The 15,819-nt window shown below is 71.8% G+C and carries 12 protein-coding genes and 1 pseudogene; 10 read left to right on the top strand and 3 right to left on the bottom strand.

What is annotated here, in order from left to right; all coding sequences use genetic code 11:
* Positions 1–112 precede the first annotated feature (112 nt).
* Positions 113–1,339, top strand: a complete 1,227-nt coding sequence (locus tag AOK01_RS16100; protein ID WP_055512127.1) for an aminotransferase class I/II-fold pyridoxal phosphate-dependent enzyme — start codon at positions 113–115, stop codon at positions 1,337–1,339.
* A gap of 27 nt (positions 1,340–1,366) precedes the next feature.
* Here the strand turns inward: AOK01_RS16100 and AOK01_RS16095 are convergent, their stop codons facing one another.
* Positions 1,367–1,993, bottom strand: coding sequence for a DedA family protein (locus tag AOK01_RS16095; RefSeq protein WP_055512125.1), 627 nt, complete (start codon positions 1,991–1,993; stop codon positions 1,367–1,369).
* 68 nt (positions 1,994–2,061) lie between these two features.
* Positions 2,062–2,829, bottom strand: a pseudogene (locus tag AOK01_RS16090) (MBL fold metallo-hydrolase); the annotation flags it as partial.
* Between the two features lie 85 nt (positions 2,830–2,914).
* On the opposite strand from AOK01_RS16090, the gene AOK01_RS16085 reads away from it, so the two are divergent.
* From AOK01_RS16085 to dnaK, 6 genes are all read left to right on the top strand, one after another.
* Positions 2,915–3,340 carry a hypothetical protein gene (locus tag AOK01_RS16085; protein WP_055512124.1) on the top strand — a complete coding sequence of 142 codons (426 nt, stop codon included), beginning with the start codon at positions 2,915–2,917 and terminating at the stop codon, positions 3,338–3,340.
* A gap of 225 nt (positions 3,341–3,565) precedes the next feature.
* Entirely contained in the window at positions 3,566–5,689 is a 2,124-nt protein-coding gene (locus tag AOK01_RS16080) for an alkaline phosphatase family protein (RefSeq protein ID WP_213862105.1), read from the top strand.
* Between the two features lie 256 nt (positions 5,690–5,945).
* Positions 5,946–7,007, top strand: coding sequence for an ATP-binding protein (locus AOK01_RS16075; RefSeq protein WP_055512119.1), 1,062 nt, complete (start codon positions 5,946–5,948; stop codon positions 7,005–7,007).
* Positions 7,008–7,075: 68 nt separating this feature from the next.
* The gene (locus AOK01_RS16070; protein ID WP_107099822.1) at positions 7,076–8,818 is read left to right on the top strand and encodes a vWA domain-containing protein; all 1,743 of its coding nucleotides are present in this window, start codon (positions 7,076–7,078) and stop codon (positions 8,816–8,818) included.
* A gap of 64 nt (positions 8,819–8,882) precedes the next feature.
* Complete coding sequence (locus AOK01_RS16065) at positions 8,883–9,308, top strand: OsmC family peroxiredoxin (RefSeq protein ID WP_055512115.1); 426 nt, start codon at positions 8,883–8,885, stop codon at positions 9,306–9,308.
* A gap of 195 nt (positions 9,309–9,503) precedes the next feature.
* On the top strand, positions 9,504–11,417 hold the full coding sequence (gene dnaK, locus AOK01_RS16060; RefSeq protein ID WP_055512113.1) for a molecular chaperone DnaK: 1,914 nt from the start codon (positions 9,504–9,506) through the stop codon (positions 11,415–11,417).
* A gap of 200 nt (positions 11,418–11,617) precedes the next feature.
* Here dnaK and AOK01_RS16055 read toward each other — a convergent pair whose 3' ends face one another.
* The gene (locus AOK01_RS16055; RefSeq protein WP_079103458.1) at positions 11,618–12,481 is read right to left on the bottom strand and encodes a helix-turn-helix domain-containing protein; all 864 of its coding nucleotides are present in this window, start codon (positions 12,479–12,481) and stop codon (positions 11,618–11,620) included.
* A gap of 257 nt (positions 12,482–12,738) precedes the next feature.
* Between AOK01_RS16055 and AOK01_RS16050 the strand changes: the two genes are divergently transcribed.
* The 3 genes from AOK01_RS16050 to AOK01_RS16040 all read left to right on the top strand — a co-directional run bounded on the left by AOK01_RS16050 (position 12,739) and on the right by AOK01_RS16040 (position 15,765).
* On the top strand, positions 12,739–13,044 hold the full coding sequence (locus AOK01_RS16050; RefSeq protein WP_055512109.1) for a 4a-hydroxytetrahydrobiopterin dehydratase: 306 nt from the start codon (positions 12,739–12,741) through the stop codon (positions 13,042–13,044).
* 8 nt (positions 13,045–13,052) lie between these two features.
* Positions 13,053–13,805 (top strand): class I SAM-dependent methyltransferase, encoded by a 753-nt coding sequence (locus AOK01_RS16045; protein ID WP_055512185.1) that lies wholly within the window; start codon positions 13,053–13,055, stop codon positions 13,803–13,805.
* An 88-nt stretch (positions 13,806–13,893) separates the two neighbouring features.
* On the top strand, positions 13,894–15,765 hold the full coding sequence (locus AOK01_RS16040; RefSeq protein WP_055512107.1) for a rhamnogalacturonan lyase: 1,872 nt from the start codon (positions 13,894–13,896) through the stop codon (positions 15,763–15,765).
* The last annotated feature ends 54 nt before the right edge of the window (positions 15,766–15,819 follow it).

Genomic DNA, 15,819 nt, shown 5'->3' with positions numbered 1-15,819 from the left:
GGCTAGTGGGTACCGGGTACTGGGTACGAAGCCGGGTCCACGGACCGGCACGTCCGGAGACCGGCATGCCCGTGGACCGGCAGGTCCAGCGACCCTGCGCGGAGGTGCACAGATGCGGCGGACCGATCCGGAAGGGCACGGGCACGGGCCTGTCCGTTACGGCCCGCCTCTGCCCGGACAGGGCCTGCCCCTGCCGCCCGGGCTCGCCGCCGCGGCGACGGGCGCGCACACCGAACCGATCGGCGGGAGCCCCGCGCTCCTGGACGCCGCCCGCGGCTACTGGACCCGGCGCGGACTGCCCGCAGACCGCCACCGGACCGTCGCGGCCCCCGGCGCCCCGGCCCTGCTCCTCGCGCTGACCGCCGCGCTCGGCGGTGGTGACGTGCTGGTGCCCCGCCCCTGCGCGGCCTGGTGGGCGCCGCAGGCCCGGCTGCTGGGCAGCACCGTCTTCCCGGTGGCGACCCCCGCCGAATGCGGCGGGCTCCCGGACCCGTACGCCCTTCTGGAGACCGTGCGCCGGGTGCGTGCCGAGGGCGGTGACCCGCGGCTGCTCGTCCTGTCCGTGGCCGACGACCCCGCCGCCACGGTCGCGCCGCCCGAAGTGGTCCACGAGACCATGGAGGCCGCCGCGGACGAGGGCCTGCACGTGGTCAGCGACGAGACCTGGCGCGACACACTGCATGATCCCCGGGACACCGTGCTGCTCAGCCCGGCCGAGATGCTGCCGGAGCGGGTCACGGTCCTGACCGACCTCGCCGGCCCCTTCCTCCCGGCCGGCTGGCCCGCCGCGATCGCCCGCTTCCCCGACAACGACACCGGCACCGAGATGCGCGAGCGCGTCCTGGACGTCCTCACCGGGCTCGGCGCCCGGATCGCCGCACCGGTCGCCGCGGCAGCCGCGTACGTGCTCGACGAACCCGACGAGATCACGCACCGCCTCGCCGCGTCCGTACGCCTGCACGCGGGCGTGGCGTCCGCCGCCCACCGGGTCCTCGTCGCGGCGGGAGCTCTCGTCCGGCCCCCGCGCGCGGGCCGTCACCTGTACGCCGACCTCGGCCCGCTGCGGTCCGCGCTCGGTGCGCTCGGTGTCGGTGACGCGCAGGAGTTGGAGGACTTCCTCACCGCCCGTCTTGGCATGCCGGCGCCGGGCGGCCACCGCTTCGGCGACGACCTCGGCGCCCTGCGGGTACGCCTGACCACCGAACCGTTCCTCGGGGCGACCGACGACGAGCGCATGGCGTCTCTCGGGTCACCGGAACCTCTGGAACTGCCGCACGTGAGAAGCGCGTTGAGCCTGCTGGGATCGACCTTCGACGACCTGCGGCGACCTTCCCGATGACTGTGGCGCCGGGTTCGGCCCGGTCCGCTACCGCGCCACGCTCCGAACCCGGCGCCACAGCCCCGGCGTCACACTGATCGCCACGGTCAGCAGCACCGCCGCGGCCACTCCCTCCCACGGCTCCTTGAACAGGCTGCCGCCGAGCACCCCGATGAGCTGATACGTCGCGGCCCACGCGAGACAGGCCGGCCCGTTCCCACGGGCGAACCGCCGCACCGGCCACTTCGCCATCAGACAGGCGAGCATCACCGGTATGCGCCCCGCGGGGACCAGCCGGGACAGCACCAGCACCGCGACCCCGTGGTCGGCGAGCTTCTCCTGGGCCTGGGCCAGCCGGTCCTCGGGCGCGCGGTCGCGTATCGCCGCGAGCCAGCGCGAGCCGTTCTTCGACCGCATGCCGCGCCGCCCGAGCCAGTACAGCGCGAGGTCCCCGAGAAAGGCGGCAGCCGCCGCCACCACGAAGACCAGCGCCATCGCGAAGGGTGCCGTCTGGTGGACGGCCACCACCGCCGCCGAACTCACCAGCGCCCCGGTCGGAATCACCGGTACCAGCGCGCCGAACAGCACCAGCAGGAACAGCGACGGATAGCCGAGCGCCTGCTGGGTGGCCTCCGTGGGCACGCTCGTGACCGCGGCGGCGAGCGCATGTCTCACCGGGCCCCGCCCTCCCGCTCGTCGTCGCCCCGACCGGCCGGCGCGTCCCCAGGGCAAGAGCGGTACCCAGCGATCCGCGGTCGCACACTTTCCCCGTGTTCGAGCAGGTGCACCGTCACACCGGGCGCACGCTCGGCGGCCAGACGCACGAACTCGGTACCGGGTGCGTGGAATTCATGGGGGCGCACGGAGTCCATCCCGATGGGCCAGTACGTGCCGTAGTGCACCGGCACGGCGCTGCCCGGCCGCAACCGGGCCAGCGCGTCGGCGGCCCGCCCCGCGTCCAGGTGTTCCTCGCCCAGGTGCGGTCCCCAGCCGCCGACCGGCAGCAGCGCCACGTCGACCGGCCCGACCTCCTCGGCCATCGTCTCGAACAGACCCGTGTCCCCGGCGAAGTACGTGCGGGCCTCGCCCTCGATCACATAGCCGAGGGCGGGAGCACGACGCGGCCCGACCGGCAGCCGCCGTCCGTCGTGCCGCGCGGAGACGACCCGTACGGCGAGGTCACCGACCTGCACCCGGTCGCCGGGCGCCACCTCGGTGAGCTTCAGATGGCCGAGTCTGCGCAGCCCGGGCACCGCGCGCCGGGCACCCCGCGGCACCAGCAGCCGGGTGCCCGGGGCCAGCCGGGCCAGCGAGGGGACGTGCAGATGGTCGGCGTGCAGATGCGAGACGAGCGTCACCTCGGCCAGCGCCGCCTCGGCGGGCGGCGGCGCGCCCCGGCGCCTGCGCAGATGCGCGAGCCGGCGTACGAAGAGGGGGTCGGTGAGCACGCGCACTCCCGAGTCCTCGACCGTGCAGGTGGCGTGACCCCACCAGGTGATCTCCACCGGCACTCCTTTGCCTCCCTCGCGCGACTCCCCCCGAGCCTACGGGCAGGAGTAGGGTCGGCGACGAAACCCGGAGGTGAGGGGGGACACCATGGGAGGCACACGCCGTAGTTCCGGCATGCTTCGCGTGACGACGATCGCCAGCCTGACGCCGTTGGAGGAGCTGGACGAGGACCCCTTTCTGGTGGACTCCCGCAGCCAGCACGCCATGTGCGCGCGCTGGGCGGCGGAGCGGGGCTACGTGGTCACCCGGGAACTGCTGCTGCGAGGGCTGCGGCCCGACCACTGCGCGCTCTGGGAGGACGCCGAGGCCGGTCTCGTGGATCTGTTCGTGGCGCCCAGCCGCCGGGTTCTGGAGGGGGCGCTCGCCTCGGTCGACGAGTTCACCGCCGAGTGCGCCCGCCGCGGCGTACGGGTCGAGACGGTCGGGCACGCGGAACCCGCGTACGACGCACAGATGAAGGCGCGGGTGCACCGTCGGCTGTCGATGCCGACGGCGGGGTACGACGGCCGCTGAGCGCTCCGCGCGTTCCGCAGGTCCCATGCGCCGTTTGCCTGTCCGGCAGCGAGCACTGAGTCGCCTGTCGAGCGGCTGCGGGCCGTCCGTGGCCGGTCGCGCAGTTCCCCGCGCCCCTCAAGGGCGCCGCCCTGAAGGACGCCGAATGGGTCCTGGGCGGCGTGTGGGAGGGTGGGGCCGGGGCCGTCGGCAGGAGGGCGGGCGTGGATGTGAGGCGGGTGTGACGTGGGCGGGGAACGATGGCGGAGGGTGGGCAGCGCGGTCTGGCGGAGCGTCGCCGTATGGGCGGTGTCCACGGTCACCATGCTGGTGCTCGCCGGGATCCTGCCGGACTTCAGGCTCCAGTCCGCCGACGGGGACAGCGCCACCCGTATCGGCGCCACCGCCGCACTCGGCGCCGGAGCCTTCGGCATCCTCTCCTCCGTCGTGTGGCCCGTCCTCGTCCGGGCCCTGCTCCTCGTCCCCGCCTTCGTCCTCGCGGTGCTCGTCTTCTTCCTGAACGGCTCGCTCCTGCTCCTCGCCCTGCGCCTCGACCCCTCGGGACAGAGCACGGTGGCCCCGGAGACCGCGGTGGTGGTCGCCGCGGTGATGTCGGCGGTCGCCTCGGCCACCGGCGGCGCCCTGGCCGTACGGGACGACGACGCGTACCGGCGCAGGCTGTACCGGCTGTCCGACCGCCGCCGCAGACGGGCCCCGTCGGCCGGCGTCCTGCCGACCCCCGGCGCGGTCTTCCTCCAGTTCGACGGAGTCGGTCACGACGTGCTCGTGGACGCGGTCGGACGCGGTCTCATGCCCACCGTCGCCGCCTGGCTCGGTGAGGGACAAGGGGGACAGGGAGGACACGGGGGACAGGGGCACCGCACCACCCACCGTCTCACCCCTTGGCGTACCGACTGGTCCAGCCAGACCGGCGCCAGTCAGCTCGGCATCCTGCACGGCTCCAATCACGACGTCCCCGCCTTCCGCTGGTACGAGAAGGACACCCGGGAGATCGTGGTCTGCAACCGGCCCACCAGTGCCGCGGAACTCCAGCGCCGGGCCGTCGCGCACACCGGCGACGGCGGCCTGCTCACCGTGGACGGCGCGAGCCGCGGCAACCTCTTCAGCGGTGGCGCCGAGCAACTCGCCCTGGTGCTCTCCGTGGCCGCCAGGCGGGGCCGGGAGAACCGCTCCCGGGCGGGCTACTTCGCGTACTTCTCCGACCCGGCCAACGCCGTCCGTACCGCCATGTCCTTCGTCGCCGACGTCGGCCGTGAGATCGGCGAGTCCACCCGGGCCCGCCTCAAGAAGCGGCGCCCGCGTGTCGGCCGCGGCGGCCTCTACCCGTTCATCCGCGCCTTCGCGACCGTCGTCGAGCGGGACGTCGTCGTCGCGGCGGTGATCGGGGACATGTTCGCCGGCCGCGCCGCGGTCTACGCGGACCTCGTCGCGTACGACGAGGTGGCACACCACTCCGGCCCGCGCAGCCGGGACGCCGAGAAGGTCCTGCAGCGCCTGGACCGCTCGCTCGCCCTGATCGCGCAGGTCGCCGAGCACGCCCCGCGCGCGTACCGCGTCGTGCTGCTCTCCGACCACGGCCAGAGCCCCGGCGAGACCTTCCGCGCCCGTTACGGCCTCGGCCTCGGCGAGCTGGTCCGGGCCGGCTGCGGGCTGCCCGTGCCCCGCAAGGCCCGGCGCACGCACAGCGGCGCCGAGGCCAGGGCGGCGGTCCGGGCCGCGCTGCGCAGGCCCGTGGAGGAGGGCGGTGAACAGTACCGCCCGACCCGTGCCCCGTCGGAACCCGTCGTGCTGGCCTCCGGCAACCTGGGCCTGGTGTCCTTCCCCGACGTGCCGCACCGGATGAGCCGCGAGGAGATCGACGACCGGCATCCGGCACTGCTGACCACACTCGCCAACCATCCCGGTATCGGATTCGTGCTTGTGCGCAGCGAGGAGCACGGCGGACTCGTGCTCGGTGCGCACGGCGCCGAGATCCCGCTGGACGAACTCGACGAGAACCCGGGCCCGCTCGCGGAGTTCGGGCCCGGCGCCGCCGACGCCGTACGCCGCACGCACACGTTCCCGCACGCCGCGGACATCATGGTCAACTCCTGGTACGACCCCGAGGAGGGCGAGGTCCTCGCGTTCGAGGAGCAGATCGGCTCGCACGGCGGTCTCGGCGGAGCGCAGGGGCGACCCTTCCTGATGTCGCCGCTCGCCCTGTCGGCGCCGGTGTCGGACGGCGAGGACAGCGGGGAACTGGTGGGCGCCGAGCAGGTGCACCGGGTGCTGCGCCGGTGGCTGCGGGAGTGCGACGGGCCGCAGGTACCTGTGGAGGGTGCAGCCCTCGACGACCGGCGGGCGGCCTAGACAGCCCCGCCGCCTGCCGCCTGCCGGGTGATCGGCTGCGGGCCGTATGTGGCTGGTCGCGCAGTTCCCCGCGCCCCTGAAAGACGGGGCTGCGCCCCTGTCTTTCGTCTTCGGGGGCGGTAGCCCCTGCTTTTAAGGGGCGCGGGGAACTGCGCGACCAGCCCCCACGCACCCGCGGAAAATGAGCTGCGGGGCGGGACCCGAACCGCACACACTGTCCGTGCCGGACATTCGAACAACCCGCAGGAGCCATTGCGTGCAGGCAGCCGTCACCGTCACTCCCACCCGTATACCGGAGCTGCTGCTCGGTCTCGCGACCGTGCGGCCGGTTTTTCTCTGGGGTGCCCCGGGCATCGGAAAGTCCTCCCTGGTCAGGGAGTTCGCCGAGTCGCTCGGACTGGAGTGCGTGAGCCTGCTGGGTACGCAGCTGGCGCCGGAGGACCTGATCGGCGTACCCCAGATCCGCGACGGCCGCTCGGTCTTCTGCCCGCCGGAGGCGATCGCCCGCGACGAGCCGTACTGCCTGTTCCTCGACGAGCTCAACGCCGCGACGCCGGACGTCCAGAAGGCCTTCTACTCGCTGATCCTCGACCGCCGCATCGGCAACTACGAGCTCCCGGAGGGCTCGATCGTGATCGGCGCGGGCAACCGCTCGACGGACAACGCGCTGGCCCGCCCGATCGCGTCGGCGCTGGTCAACCGGCTCACCCACGTACATCTGGAGGCCTCGGCGAAGGACTGGCTGGTGTGGGCGGCGGCCAACGACATCCACCCGTGGGTGCTCGACCACCTCACCGACCGGCCCGACCACCTGTGGTCCAAGCCGCCGAAGACCGAGGAGCCGTTCTCCACCCCGCGCTCCTGGCACATGCTCTCCGACGCCCTGCGCTCCTTCGGTCCGACGCTCGACGAGCCGACGCTCAAGGTGATCGCGCACGGCACGCTGACACCCGCGCACGCGGTCGCCTTCTGCGGCTATGTGAAGATCGTCCGCAGCCGGTTCGGCATCGAGTCGATCATCAAGGGCGAGGCCCGCTGGCCGCACCGCGTCGAGGACCGCGACCTGCTGTACTACCTCGCCGAGTCCTTCCGGGGCCGCCTCGTCAAGGAGCTGCCGGCCAGCAAGGAGCACGCCTCGGCGAATGGCCGGCAGACCGCGTACCGCGCGAAGTCGCTGCTCGTGCAGCTCGCCGAGATCTCCGTGGAGGTCGCGCAGAGCGTCATCGCCTCCGACGAGGACGGCAACCCCGTCCTGCCCGCCTGGTTCCTCGTGGAGGCGGCCCGCGACATGCCGCGCCTGGTGGAGGCCCGCAGGTGAGCCGTGCGAGCAAGCAGCAGCAGTCCAAGAAGAAGAAGGACCTGGCCGCCGAGGCGTTCGCCGAGGGAATGCGGCTGGTGCGCGCCAACCGCGCGCTGGCCGCCATCGGGTTCAGCGTCTGCCGCCAGGAGGACTGCGCACAGTCGCCCCGTGACGGGCTCGTCCGCGTCGACTCCGACGGCGTACTGCATGTGCACCCGGAGCGCCGGGCCGACCCGGACGCCTGGGCCTGGGCGGTCGCGCACGCCGCCCTCCACCTCGGCTTCGGGCATGTCCCGGCGCACCACAAGGCCAGGGAACAGCCCGACAGCTTCGACCTTGCCGCCCGCTGCGTCGTCGTCAACCGCTTCCTGCTCGGCTTCCCCATCGGCCTGACGCCCGCGGACCTGCCGATGGCGTACCCCGACGGCGACGAGGAGCAGCTCGCCGCGCGCTGGCGCCGCGACGGCGCCGGGGTGCCCGCCGTGTACGAGCGCTGCGGCACGGCGGGTGGTGAGCCGGACCAGTTGCTGGTGACCTGGGACACCTGGCGGGGAGGCACCGCGCCGGACTGGCAGCTCGCCTTCGCCCACGCGCTGACGCGCACCGTGTCCGCCGCGATGGACATGGCGGGCGGCCGGCGCGACTCGATGCGCGGCGGCATCACCCCGCGGCAGCCGTGGGAGCGGGCGCTGAGCTGGTTCGTGTCCTCGTATCCCCTGCTCGGCGGCATCGCGGCCGGCATCACGATCGTCGCGGACGCCGAACTCGCCCGCGCGCACGGCATCTCCGTCGCCGCGGTCGACCCGGGGGCCGCCGAGATCTACATCAACCCGCTGCGTCAGTACGAGGACGAGGAGTGGCGGTTCGTCCTCGCCCACGAGATGCTGCACGCCGCGCTGCGTCACGGCGACCGCTGCGGCGCCCGTGACCCGTACCTCTTCAACGTCGCCTGCGACTACGTCGTCAACGCCTGGCTGGTCGAGATGCAGGTCGGCCTGATGCCCGAAGGGCTGCTGTACGACGAGGAGTTGAGGTACCTCTCCGCCGAGGAGGTCTACGACCGGATCGCCACCGACCTGCGCCGCCACCGACGGCTCGCCACCCTGCGCGGCAAGGGAGTGGGCGACATCCTCGGCGGCCCCCTCGGCCCGCCCCGCGACTGTGTCGACCTCGACGAGTTCTACCGCCGCGGCCTCGCCCAGGGCCTGGACATGCACGAGCGGCAGGAGCGCGGCTACCTGCCCGGCGGCCTCGTCGAGGAGATCCGCGCGCTCAGTCATCCGCCGCTGCCCTGGGACGCGCGACTGGCCCGCTGGTTCGACGAGTTCGTGCCGCGCCCCGAGCCGCTGCGGACCTACGCGCGCCCGTCGCGCCGGCAGGCCGCCACCCCCGACATCCCGCGCGCGGGACGCTACTTCCCGCCCGAGGAGATCGCCCGCTGCACGTTCGGCGTGGTCCTGGACACCTCCGGCTCCATGGACCGCACCCTGCTCGGCAAGGCGCTGGGCGCCATCGCCTCGTACGCCGAGGCCCGGGACGTACCCGCCGCGCGCGTCGTCTTCTGCGACGCGGCCCCGCACGACGCGGGTTTCCTTCCCGTCACCGAGATCGCCGGCCGGGTCCGCGTCCACGGCCGCGGCGGCACGGTTCTGCAGCCCGGCGTCGACGTCCTGCACCGGGCGAAGGACTTCCCGACGGGCGCCCCGGTCCTGATCATCACGGACGGCTACTGCGACGTCCTGCGGGTCCGCCGCGAGCACGCCTACCTGATTCCGCAGGGCTCGTCACTGCCGTTCACCGCACGGGGACCGGTCTTTCGCGTGCGCTGAGCGCGAGTGTGATCGGATGGTGCCACGGACCCCGGAACCGGGACCTTGTCGAAAGGGAATCATCGTGGCAACAACGCGCTCCGCACACACCGTCTGGGAAGGCAACCTGCTCGAAGGCAACGGAGTCGTCACCTTCGACTCCTCCGGCATCGGCGAGCAGCCGGTGTCGTGGCCGTCGCGTGCCGAGAAGGCGAACGGCAAGACCAGCCCCGAGGAGCTGATCGCCGCCGCCCACTCCAGCTGCTTCTCCATGGCGCTCTCGCACGGCCTCGCCGGTGCGGGCACCCCGCCCACCAAGCTCACCACCTCCGCGGACGTCACGTTCCAGCCGGGTGAGGGCATCACCGGCATCCACCTCACGGTGGAGGGCACGGTGCCGGGCCTCGACGACGAAGCCTTCGCCGCGGCTGCCGAGGACGCCAAGAAGAACTGCCCGGTCAGCCAGGCGCTGACGGGCACGACGATCACGCTGACGGCGAAGCTCGCCTGACACCCGTCTGTTGCGACACCCGTCACCGTGCCGATGCCGCGTCCCCCGCAGGAGGGCGCGGCATCGTCATGTCCAGGCCGGTACAAGTCAGTTGGATGCGCTTGTCCCATTGACAGGGAGACACTCAAGTTTTCTGATGGAACACGGGAAGGACCGTGGGAAGGACCGAGCAGGACCGGACGGAAGGGGACGGACATGGCACGTGCGGTCGGGATCGATCTCGGTACCACGAACTCGGTGGTGGCCGTACTGGAAGGGGGCGAGCCCACGGTCGTGACCAACGCCGAGGGCGCACGCACCACCCCCTCGGTGGTGGCCTTCGCCAAGAACGGCGAGGTGCTCGTCGGCGAGGTCGCCAAACGGCAGGCCGTGACGAACGTCGAGCGCACGGCACGCTCCGTCAAACGCCATATGGGGGACCCGGACTGGCGGTTCCCCGACAGCGGCACGGTCGACGGCACCCGCTACCGCGCGCAGGAACTCTCCGCGCGCGTGCTGCAGAAGCTGAAGCGGGACGCCGAGGCGTATCTCGGCGAGGACGTCACGGACGCCGTGATCACGGTGCCCGCCCATTTCGACGACAGTCAGCGGCAAGCCACCAAAGAGGCCGGCGAGATCGCGGGCCTCAAGGTCCTGCGGATCATCAACGAGCCGACGGCCGCGGCCCTCGCGTACGGACTCGACCGCGGCGAGGAGCAGACCGTCCTCGTCTTCGACCTGGGCGGCGGCACGTTCGACGTCTCCCTGCTGGAGATCGGCGACGGCGTCATCGAGGTCAAGGCCACCAACGGTGACACCCGGCTGGGCGGCGACGACTGGGACCAGCGGATCGTCGAGCACCTCGTCAAGCGCTTCAAGGGTGCGTACGGCATCGACCTCGGCCAGGACAAGATGGCGCTCCAACGGCTGCGCGAGGGCGCGGAGAAGGCCAAGATCGAGCTGTCCTCGTCCACCGAGACGACCGTCAACCTGCCCTACATCACCGCCACGGGGGACGGCCCGCTGCACCTCGACGAGAAGCTGACGCGTACTCAGTTCCAGGAGCTCACCGCCGACCTGCTCGAACGCTGCAAGGCACCCTTCCACCAGGCGGTCAAGGACGCCGGTGTGCAGCTCTCGGCGGTCGACCACGTCATCCTCGTCGGCGGCTCCACCCGGATGCCCGCGGTGACCGAGGTGGTCAAGGAACTCACCGGCAAGGACCCGCACAAGGGCGTCAACCCGGACGAGGTCGTGGCCCTCGGCGCGGCGCTCCAGGCGGGCGTCATCCGCGGCGACGTGAAGGACGTCCTGCTGCTCGACGTCACCCCGCTGTCCCTGGGCATCGAGACCAAGGGCGGCATCATGACCAAGCTCATCGAGCGCAACACGACCATTCCCACGCGGCGTTCGGAGATATTCACCACCGCCACGGACAACCAGCCGTCCGTCGGCATCCAGGTCTTCCAGGGCGAGCGGGAGATCGCCGCCTACAACAAGAAGCTGGGCGTCTTCGACCTCACCGGGCTGCCGCCCTCGCCGCGCGGGCTGCCGCAGATCGAGGTCGCCTTCGACATCGACGCCAACGGGATCATGCACGTCTCGGCGAAGGACCTCGCCACGGGCCGCGAGCAGAAGATGACCGTCACGGGCGGCTCCAAGCTCCCCAAGGACGACATCGACCGCATGATGCGCGAGGCCGAGCAGTACGCCGACGAGGACCGGGGGCGCCGAGAGGCCGCCGAGACCCGCAACCAGGCCGAGCAACTCGTCTACCAGACGGAGAAGTTCGTCCGGGAGAACGACGAACGCGTCCCGGCCGACATCAAGGCGGAGGTCGAGACCGCGATCACCGAGCTGCGGGAACTCCTGGACGACCGGGCCGGCACCGACACGAACACCCTGCGCACCGGCGTCGAAAAACTCGCCACCGTCAGCCAGAAACTGGGCCAGGCCATGTACGCCCAGGCCCAGCAGTCACCCCCGCAGGACCAGGACCACGACCAGAACCAGGACGGCAACGGCACCGAGCAGCCCCGGCCCGGGGACGAGGAGGGCGTGGTGGACGCGGAGATCGTGGACGAGGAGCCCGACACCAAACCCGGCGCCACGAAGGGCGACACGACCTGAGGGTCCCGCCGATCAGCACCCCAGGGGCGCGGGGAACGGCGCACCCAGCCCACGACAATCGGTCAGCCGACAACGGGCGCCGGCCCCCCAAGGGGCGCGGGGAACTGCGCGCCCAGCCCACGACAACCGCAAGCCAACACACGACAGCAAGCCCCCCAAAGCCCTCCCCGCTAACCGCGGAGCGCACCGCGGAGCGCCCGTCAGAAGTCCGCCCGGCGCGCCAGAATCATCTCCCTGGTCCGCTGCGCGGAAGCCGCGCCGGTCGCCATGTGGTCCAGTACTTCCAGGTGCGCGGCCACCTCCGCGCGGGAGTCCAGGTAGAGCGCCCCGGTCAGATACTCGGTGTAGACCATGTCCGGCAGCTCCGGCTCCGCGAACCGGAACAGCACGAAGGGCGCGTACGTCCCCGGGTGCGGGCCGGCCGAGAACTCGGCGATCTGCAACGTGATGTGGTCGTACTCGGCGACCGCCAGGAGATGGTCCAGCTGGTCCGCCATCACCTCGGAGTGGATGCTGACCGGCCGCTGCAGGACCGTTTCCTCCATGATCACCCATAGGTGGGGCGGACGGTCCCCGGTGAGCAGCTTCTGCCGGGCCATCCGCAGGGACGCATGGCGTGCGATCTCCTCGGCGCCCGCCTGCCCCACCGTGCCCGCCGCCAGGACGGCACGGGCGTAGCTCTCGGTCTGCAGCAGCCCCGGCACGAAGTGCGGCTCGTACGACCGGATGATCGAGGCCGCCCCCTCCAGACTCACGTAGAGGCTGAACCAGTCGGGCAGGACGTCGTGGAAGCGCTGCCACCAGCCGGGCTCGTTCGCCTCCTCGACCAGCCGGACGAACCCTGCGATCTCTTCCTCGGGCACGCCGTACGCCGACAGGAGCACCTGGACATACGGGATCTTCAGCGCGACCTCGGCCATCTCCATCCGCCGAACGGTCGCACCTGTCACCCGCAGCATCCGCCCGGCCTCGTCCCGCTTCAGGCCGGATGCCTCCCGCAGCTCCTGGAGCCGTCTCCCCAATACCACCTGACCCACGGTCGGGGCAGGACGTCTTTCACTCACACCACGCCTCCCCAAGCGCCGAACATGGCGAGAAGTGTGCCATGCTCCCGCGAAACCCTCACATGATCAAGGTTTTCGCCGCCACCCCCTTGCTGCCTCGCCGCCACCGCGCCGGTGATCGACGGCCCCGGTGGCACCCGGCACGGTGAGTGTACGGACGTCAGAACACCAGGCCGTCGCGGCTGCTGAGGCAGCTGCCGGCCGCGCCGGATTGTGGCACGCTGAGGAGATCCGGACGTCATGGAAGGAGCGCGATCATGCCCGTCGCACCGCTGTCGCAGAAGGAGATCGAGGACCGGCTCGCCGAACTGCCCGGCTGGTCCCTCGACGGGGACAGGCTCGCCCGCTCCTACCGGCTGGACTCCCACTTCGCTGCGGCGGCCCTGGTCGTGCACATCGCCCAGGCGCAGGACGAGCTGGACCACCACTCCGACCTCACACTCAGCTATCACACCGTCTCCCTCACCGTGAACACGCACAGCGTGGGCGGCGCCGTCACCGAGAAGGACTTCGAGCTGGCCGGCCGGGTCGAGGAACTCGCCACCGGGCACGGCGCCAGGTGAGCACGCTGGTGTTCGACTACGACAAGGAGGCCGAGCGGTACGACGCGTCACGAGGCGGCGAACCCCGCGCCGCGGCAGCCGCCGACGCCGTGCTCGGACTGCTCCCCGAAGGCACCGGCACCCTCCTGGACGTCGCCTGCGGCACCGGCATCGTGACCCGTCGGCTCACCGCGGCCGGTCTCGACGTGACGGGCGCCGACGCGGCGTACGGCATGCTGTGGCGGGCCGCCGCGCGCGTACCGGGCCGGGTGGTGCTCGCCGACATCCGTCAACTCCCTTTTCCCGCCGAGTCGTTCGACGCCGTTTCGGCGGTCTGGCTGCTGCACCTGCTGGACGACGCGGAGCGGGTCGTTGCCGAGGCGGCCCGGGTGCTGCGCCCCGGCGGCGTCTTCGTCACGACCGTCGACAAGGCCGCCTCGCACGACGTGAGCAGTGACATCGACGCCGTGCTGGCGCCGCGCCCCCGTCGCACCGCGCGCGACCGCTCCGACCTCGTGGCCTCGTACGCCGGCCGGCACGCACTGCTCCCGGTGGGACGGGCGAGCTTCCGCGGCTGCGGCCAGGGCCGGTCCCCCGTACAGGCCGCGGCCGACCTGCGGCGCGGCTGGTACACCCTGCTGCCGCCGGGCGCGCCCCTCACCGAAAAGCTGGCGACCCGTCTGGAACAGCTCCCGGAGCAGCATGTCCCGCGCCGGGAACCGGAGTTCACGCTGCGGGCGTTCCGGAAACCGGGTCCGGCCGCTCGTCGCGCCGACCGATAGAGAGCGCTTGCTAAAACGCGGCAACTCCCGTGCCGGCAGCGGCGACTGAGGTAGCAGAACCGTCTGCCCCTCAAGGGAGGTACCCCCCGTGCAGCACCCGCATCGCAGACGCGGCAGGACCCGTCTCCTCCTCTCCACCCTGCTCGCCGGCGCCCTCGCCGCCGCCGGTCTCACCACGGTCACCGCGTCACCGGCCCAGGCCGCGACCGCCCGCCAGGCCGAGAAACTCGACCGGGGTGTCGTCAGCGTCCACACCGACGCGGGCAACCTGGTCAGCTGGCGCTGGCTCGGCACCGACCCGAACGACGTGTCGTTCAACGTCTACCGGGCGGGTACGTTGGTCAACTCGGCCCCGGTCACCGGCTCGACGAACTACTTCCACTCCGGCGGGCCGGCCCAGGCCGACTACACGGTCCGCGCGATCGTGGGCGGCGTGGAGCAGAGCGACTCGGTGCACGCGATCCAGTTCCGTACCGGATACAAGGACGTCCCCATCACCCCGCCCGCCGGCGGCACGACCCCCGACGGTGTCGCGTACACCTACGAGGCCAACGACGCCTCGGTCGGTGACCTCGACGGCGACGGCGCGCTCGACTTCGTCCTCAAGTGGCAGCCCACCAACGCCAAGGACAACTCCCAGTCCGGCTACACCGGCAACACGATCATCGACGGCGTCAAGCTCGACGGCACCCGGCTGTGGCGCATCGACCTCGGGCGCAACATCCGCTCCGGCGCCCACTACACGCAGTTCCAGGTGTACGACTACGACGGTGACGGCAAGGCCGAGGTGGCCGCGAAGACCGCCGACGCCACGGTCGACGGAACCGGCGCGGTCATCGGCAGCTCCTCCGCCGACCACCGCAACTCCAGCGGCTACATCCTCACCGGGCCCGAGTATCTGACCATGTTCAACGGCCAGACGGGCAAGGCGATGGGGACCGTGGACTACGTACCGGCGCGCGGCACTGTCTCGTCGTGGGGCGACTCGTACGGCAACCGCGTGGACCGGTTCCTCGCGGGCACCGCCTATCTGGACGGCGCCCGGCCCTCGCTCGTCATGGCGCGCGGCTACTACACGCGCTCGGTGATCGCCGCCTGGGACTGGCGCGGCGGGGCGTTCAGCCGGCGCTGGACCTTCGACAGCAGCTCGTCGACCAACACCGGCAAGGGTTACGACGGCCAGGGTTCGCACAGCCTGTCCGTCGGGGACGTCGACAACGACGGCAAGGACGAGATCGTCTACGGGGCGATGGCCGTCGACGACAACGGCAACGGCCTGTGGACCACGAAGACCGGGCACGGCGACGCCCAGCACCTGGGTGACCTCGACCCGGCGACCTCGGGCCTGGAGTACTTCAAGGTCTCCGAATCCACTTCCCAGCCCGCCGAGTTGTACATCAACCCCGCCAGTGGCTCCGTTCGCTGGCAGCTCGCCGCCTGCTGCGACAACGGCAGGGGAGTGGCCGGGGACATCTACGCGGGCAACGACGGCGCGGAGGTCTGGTCGGCCTCCGACACCGGCATCCGTGACGAGGCCGGCGCCACCAAGGGCCGCGAACCGTCCTCCGTCAACTTCCTGTCGTGGTGGGACGGGGACACCACGCGCGAACTCCTCGACGGCACCCACATCGACAAGTACGGCACGTCCTCCGACACGCGCCTGCTGACCGGCGCCTCCGTCCACTCCGGCAACGGCACCAAGGCGACGCCGGCCCTCTCGGGTGACCTCTTCGGCGACTGGCGCGAGGAGGTCGTCTGGGCGACCGGCGACAACACGGCGCTGCGCGTCTACTCCACCCCGACCGAGACCACCACGAAGATCACGACCCTGCTCCACGACACGATGTACCGCACGGGCATCGCCTGGCAGAACACCGCCTACAACCAGCCCCCGCACCCGAGCTTCTACATAGGAAACGGCATGCCGACGGCACCACGACCGACGATCTACACCCCGTAGAACGCACAGGGAGGGCAGAGCGCGCAAGGAGGGCGCGGGCCGCTTTCGGCTCGC

Source organism: Streptomyces aurantiacus (assembly GCF_001418335.1).
Lineage (GTDB): Bacteria > Actinomycetota > Actinomycetes > Streptomycetales > Streptomycetaceae > Streptomyces > Streptomyces aurantiacus.
This window is presented reverse-complemented; position numbering and strand designations above follow the sequence as displayed.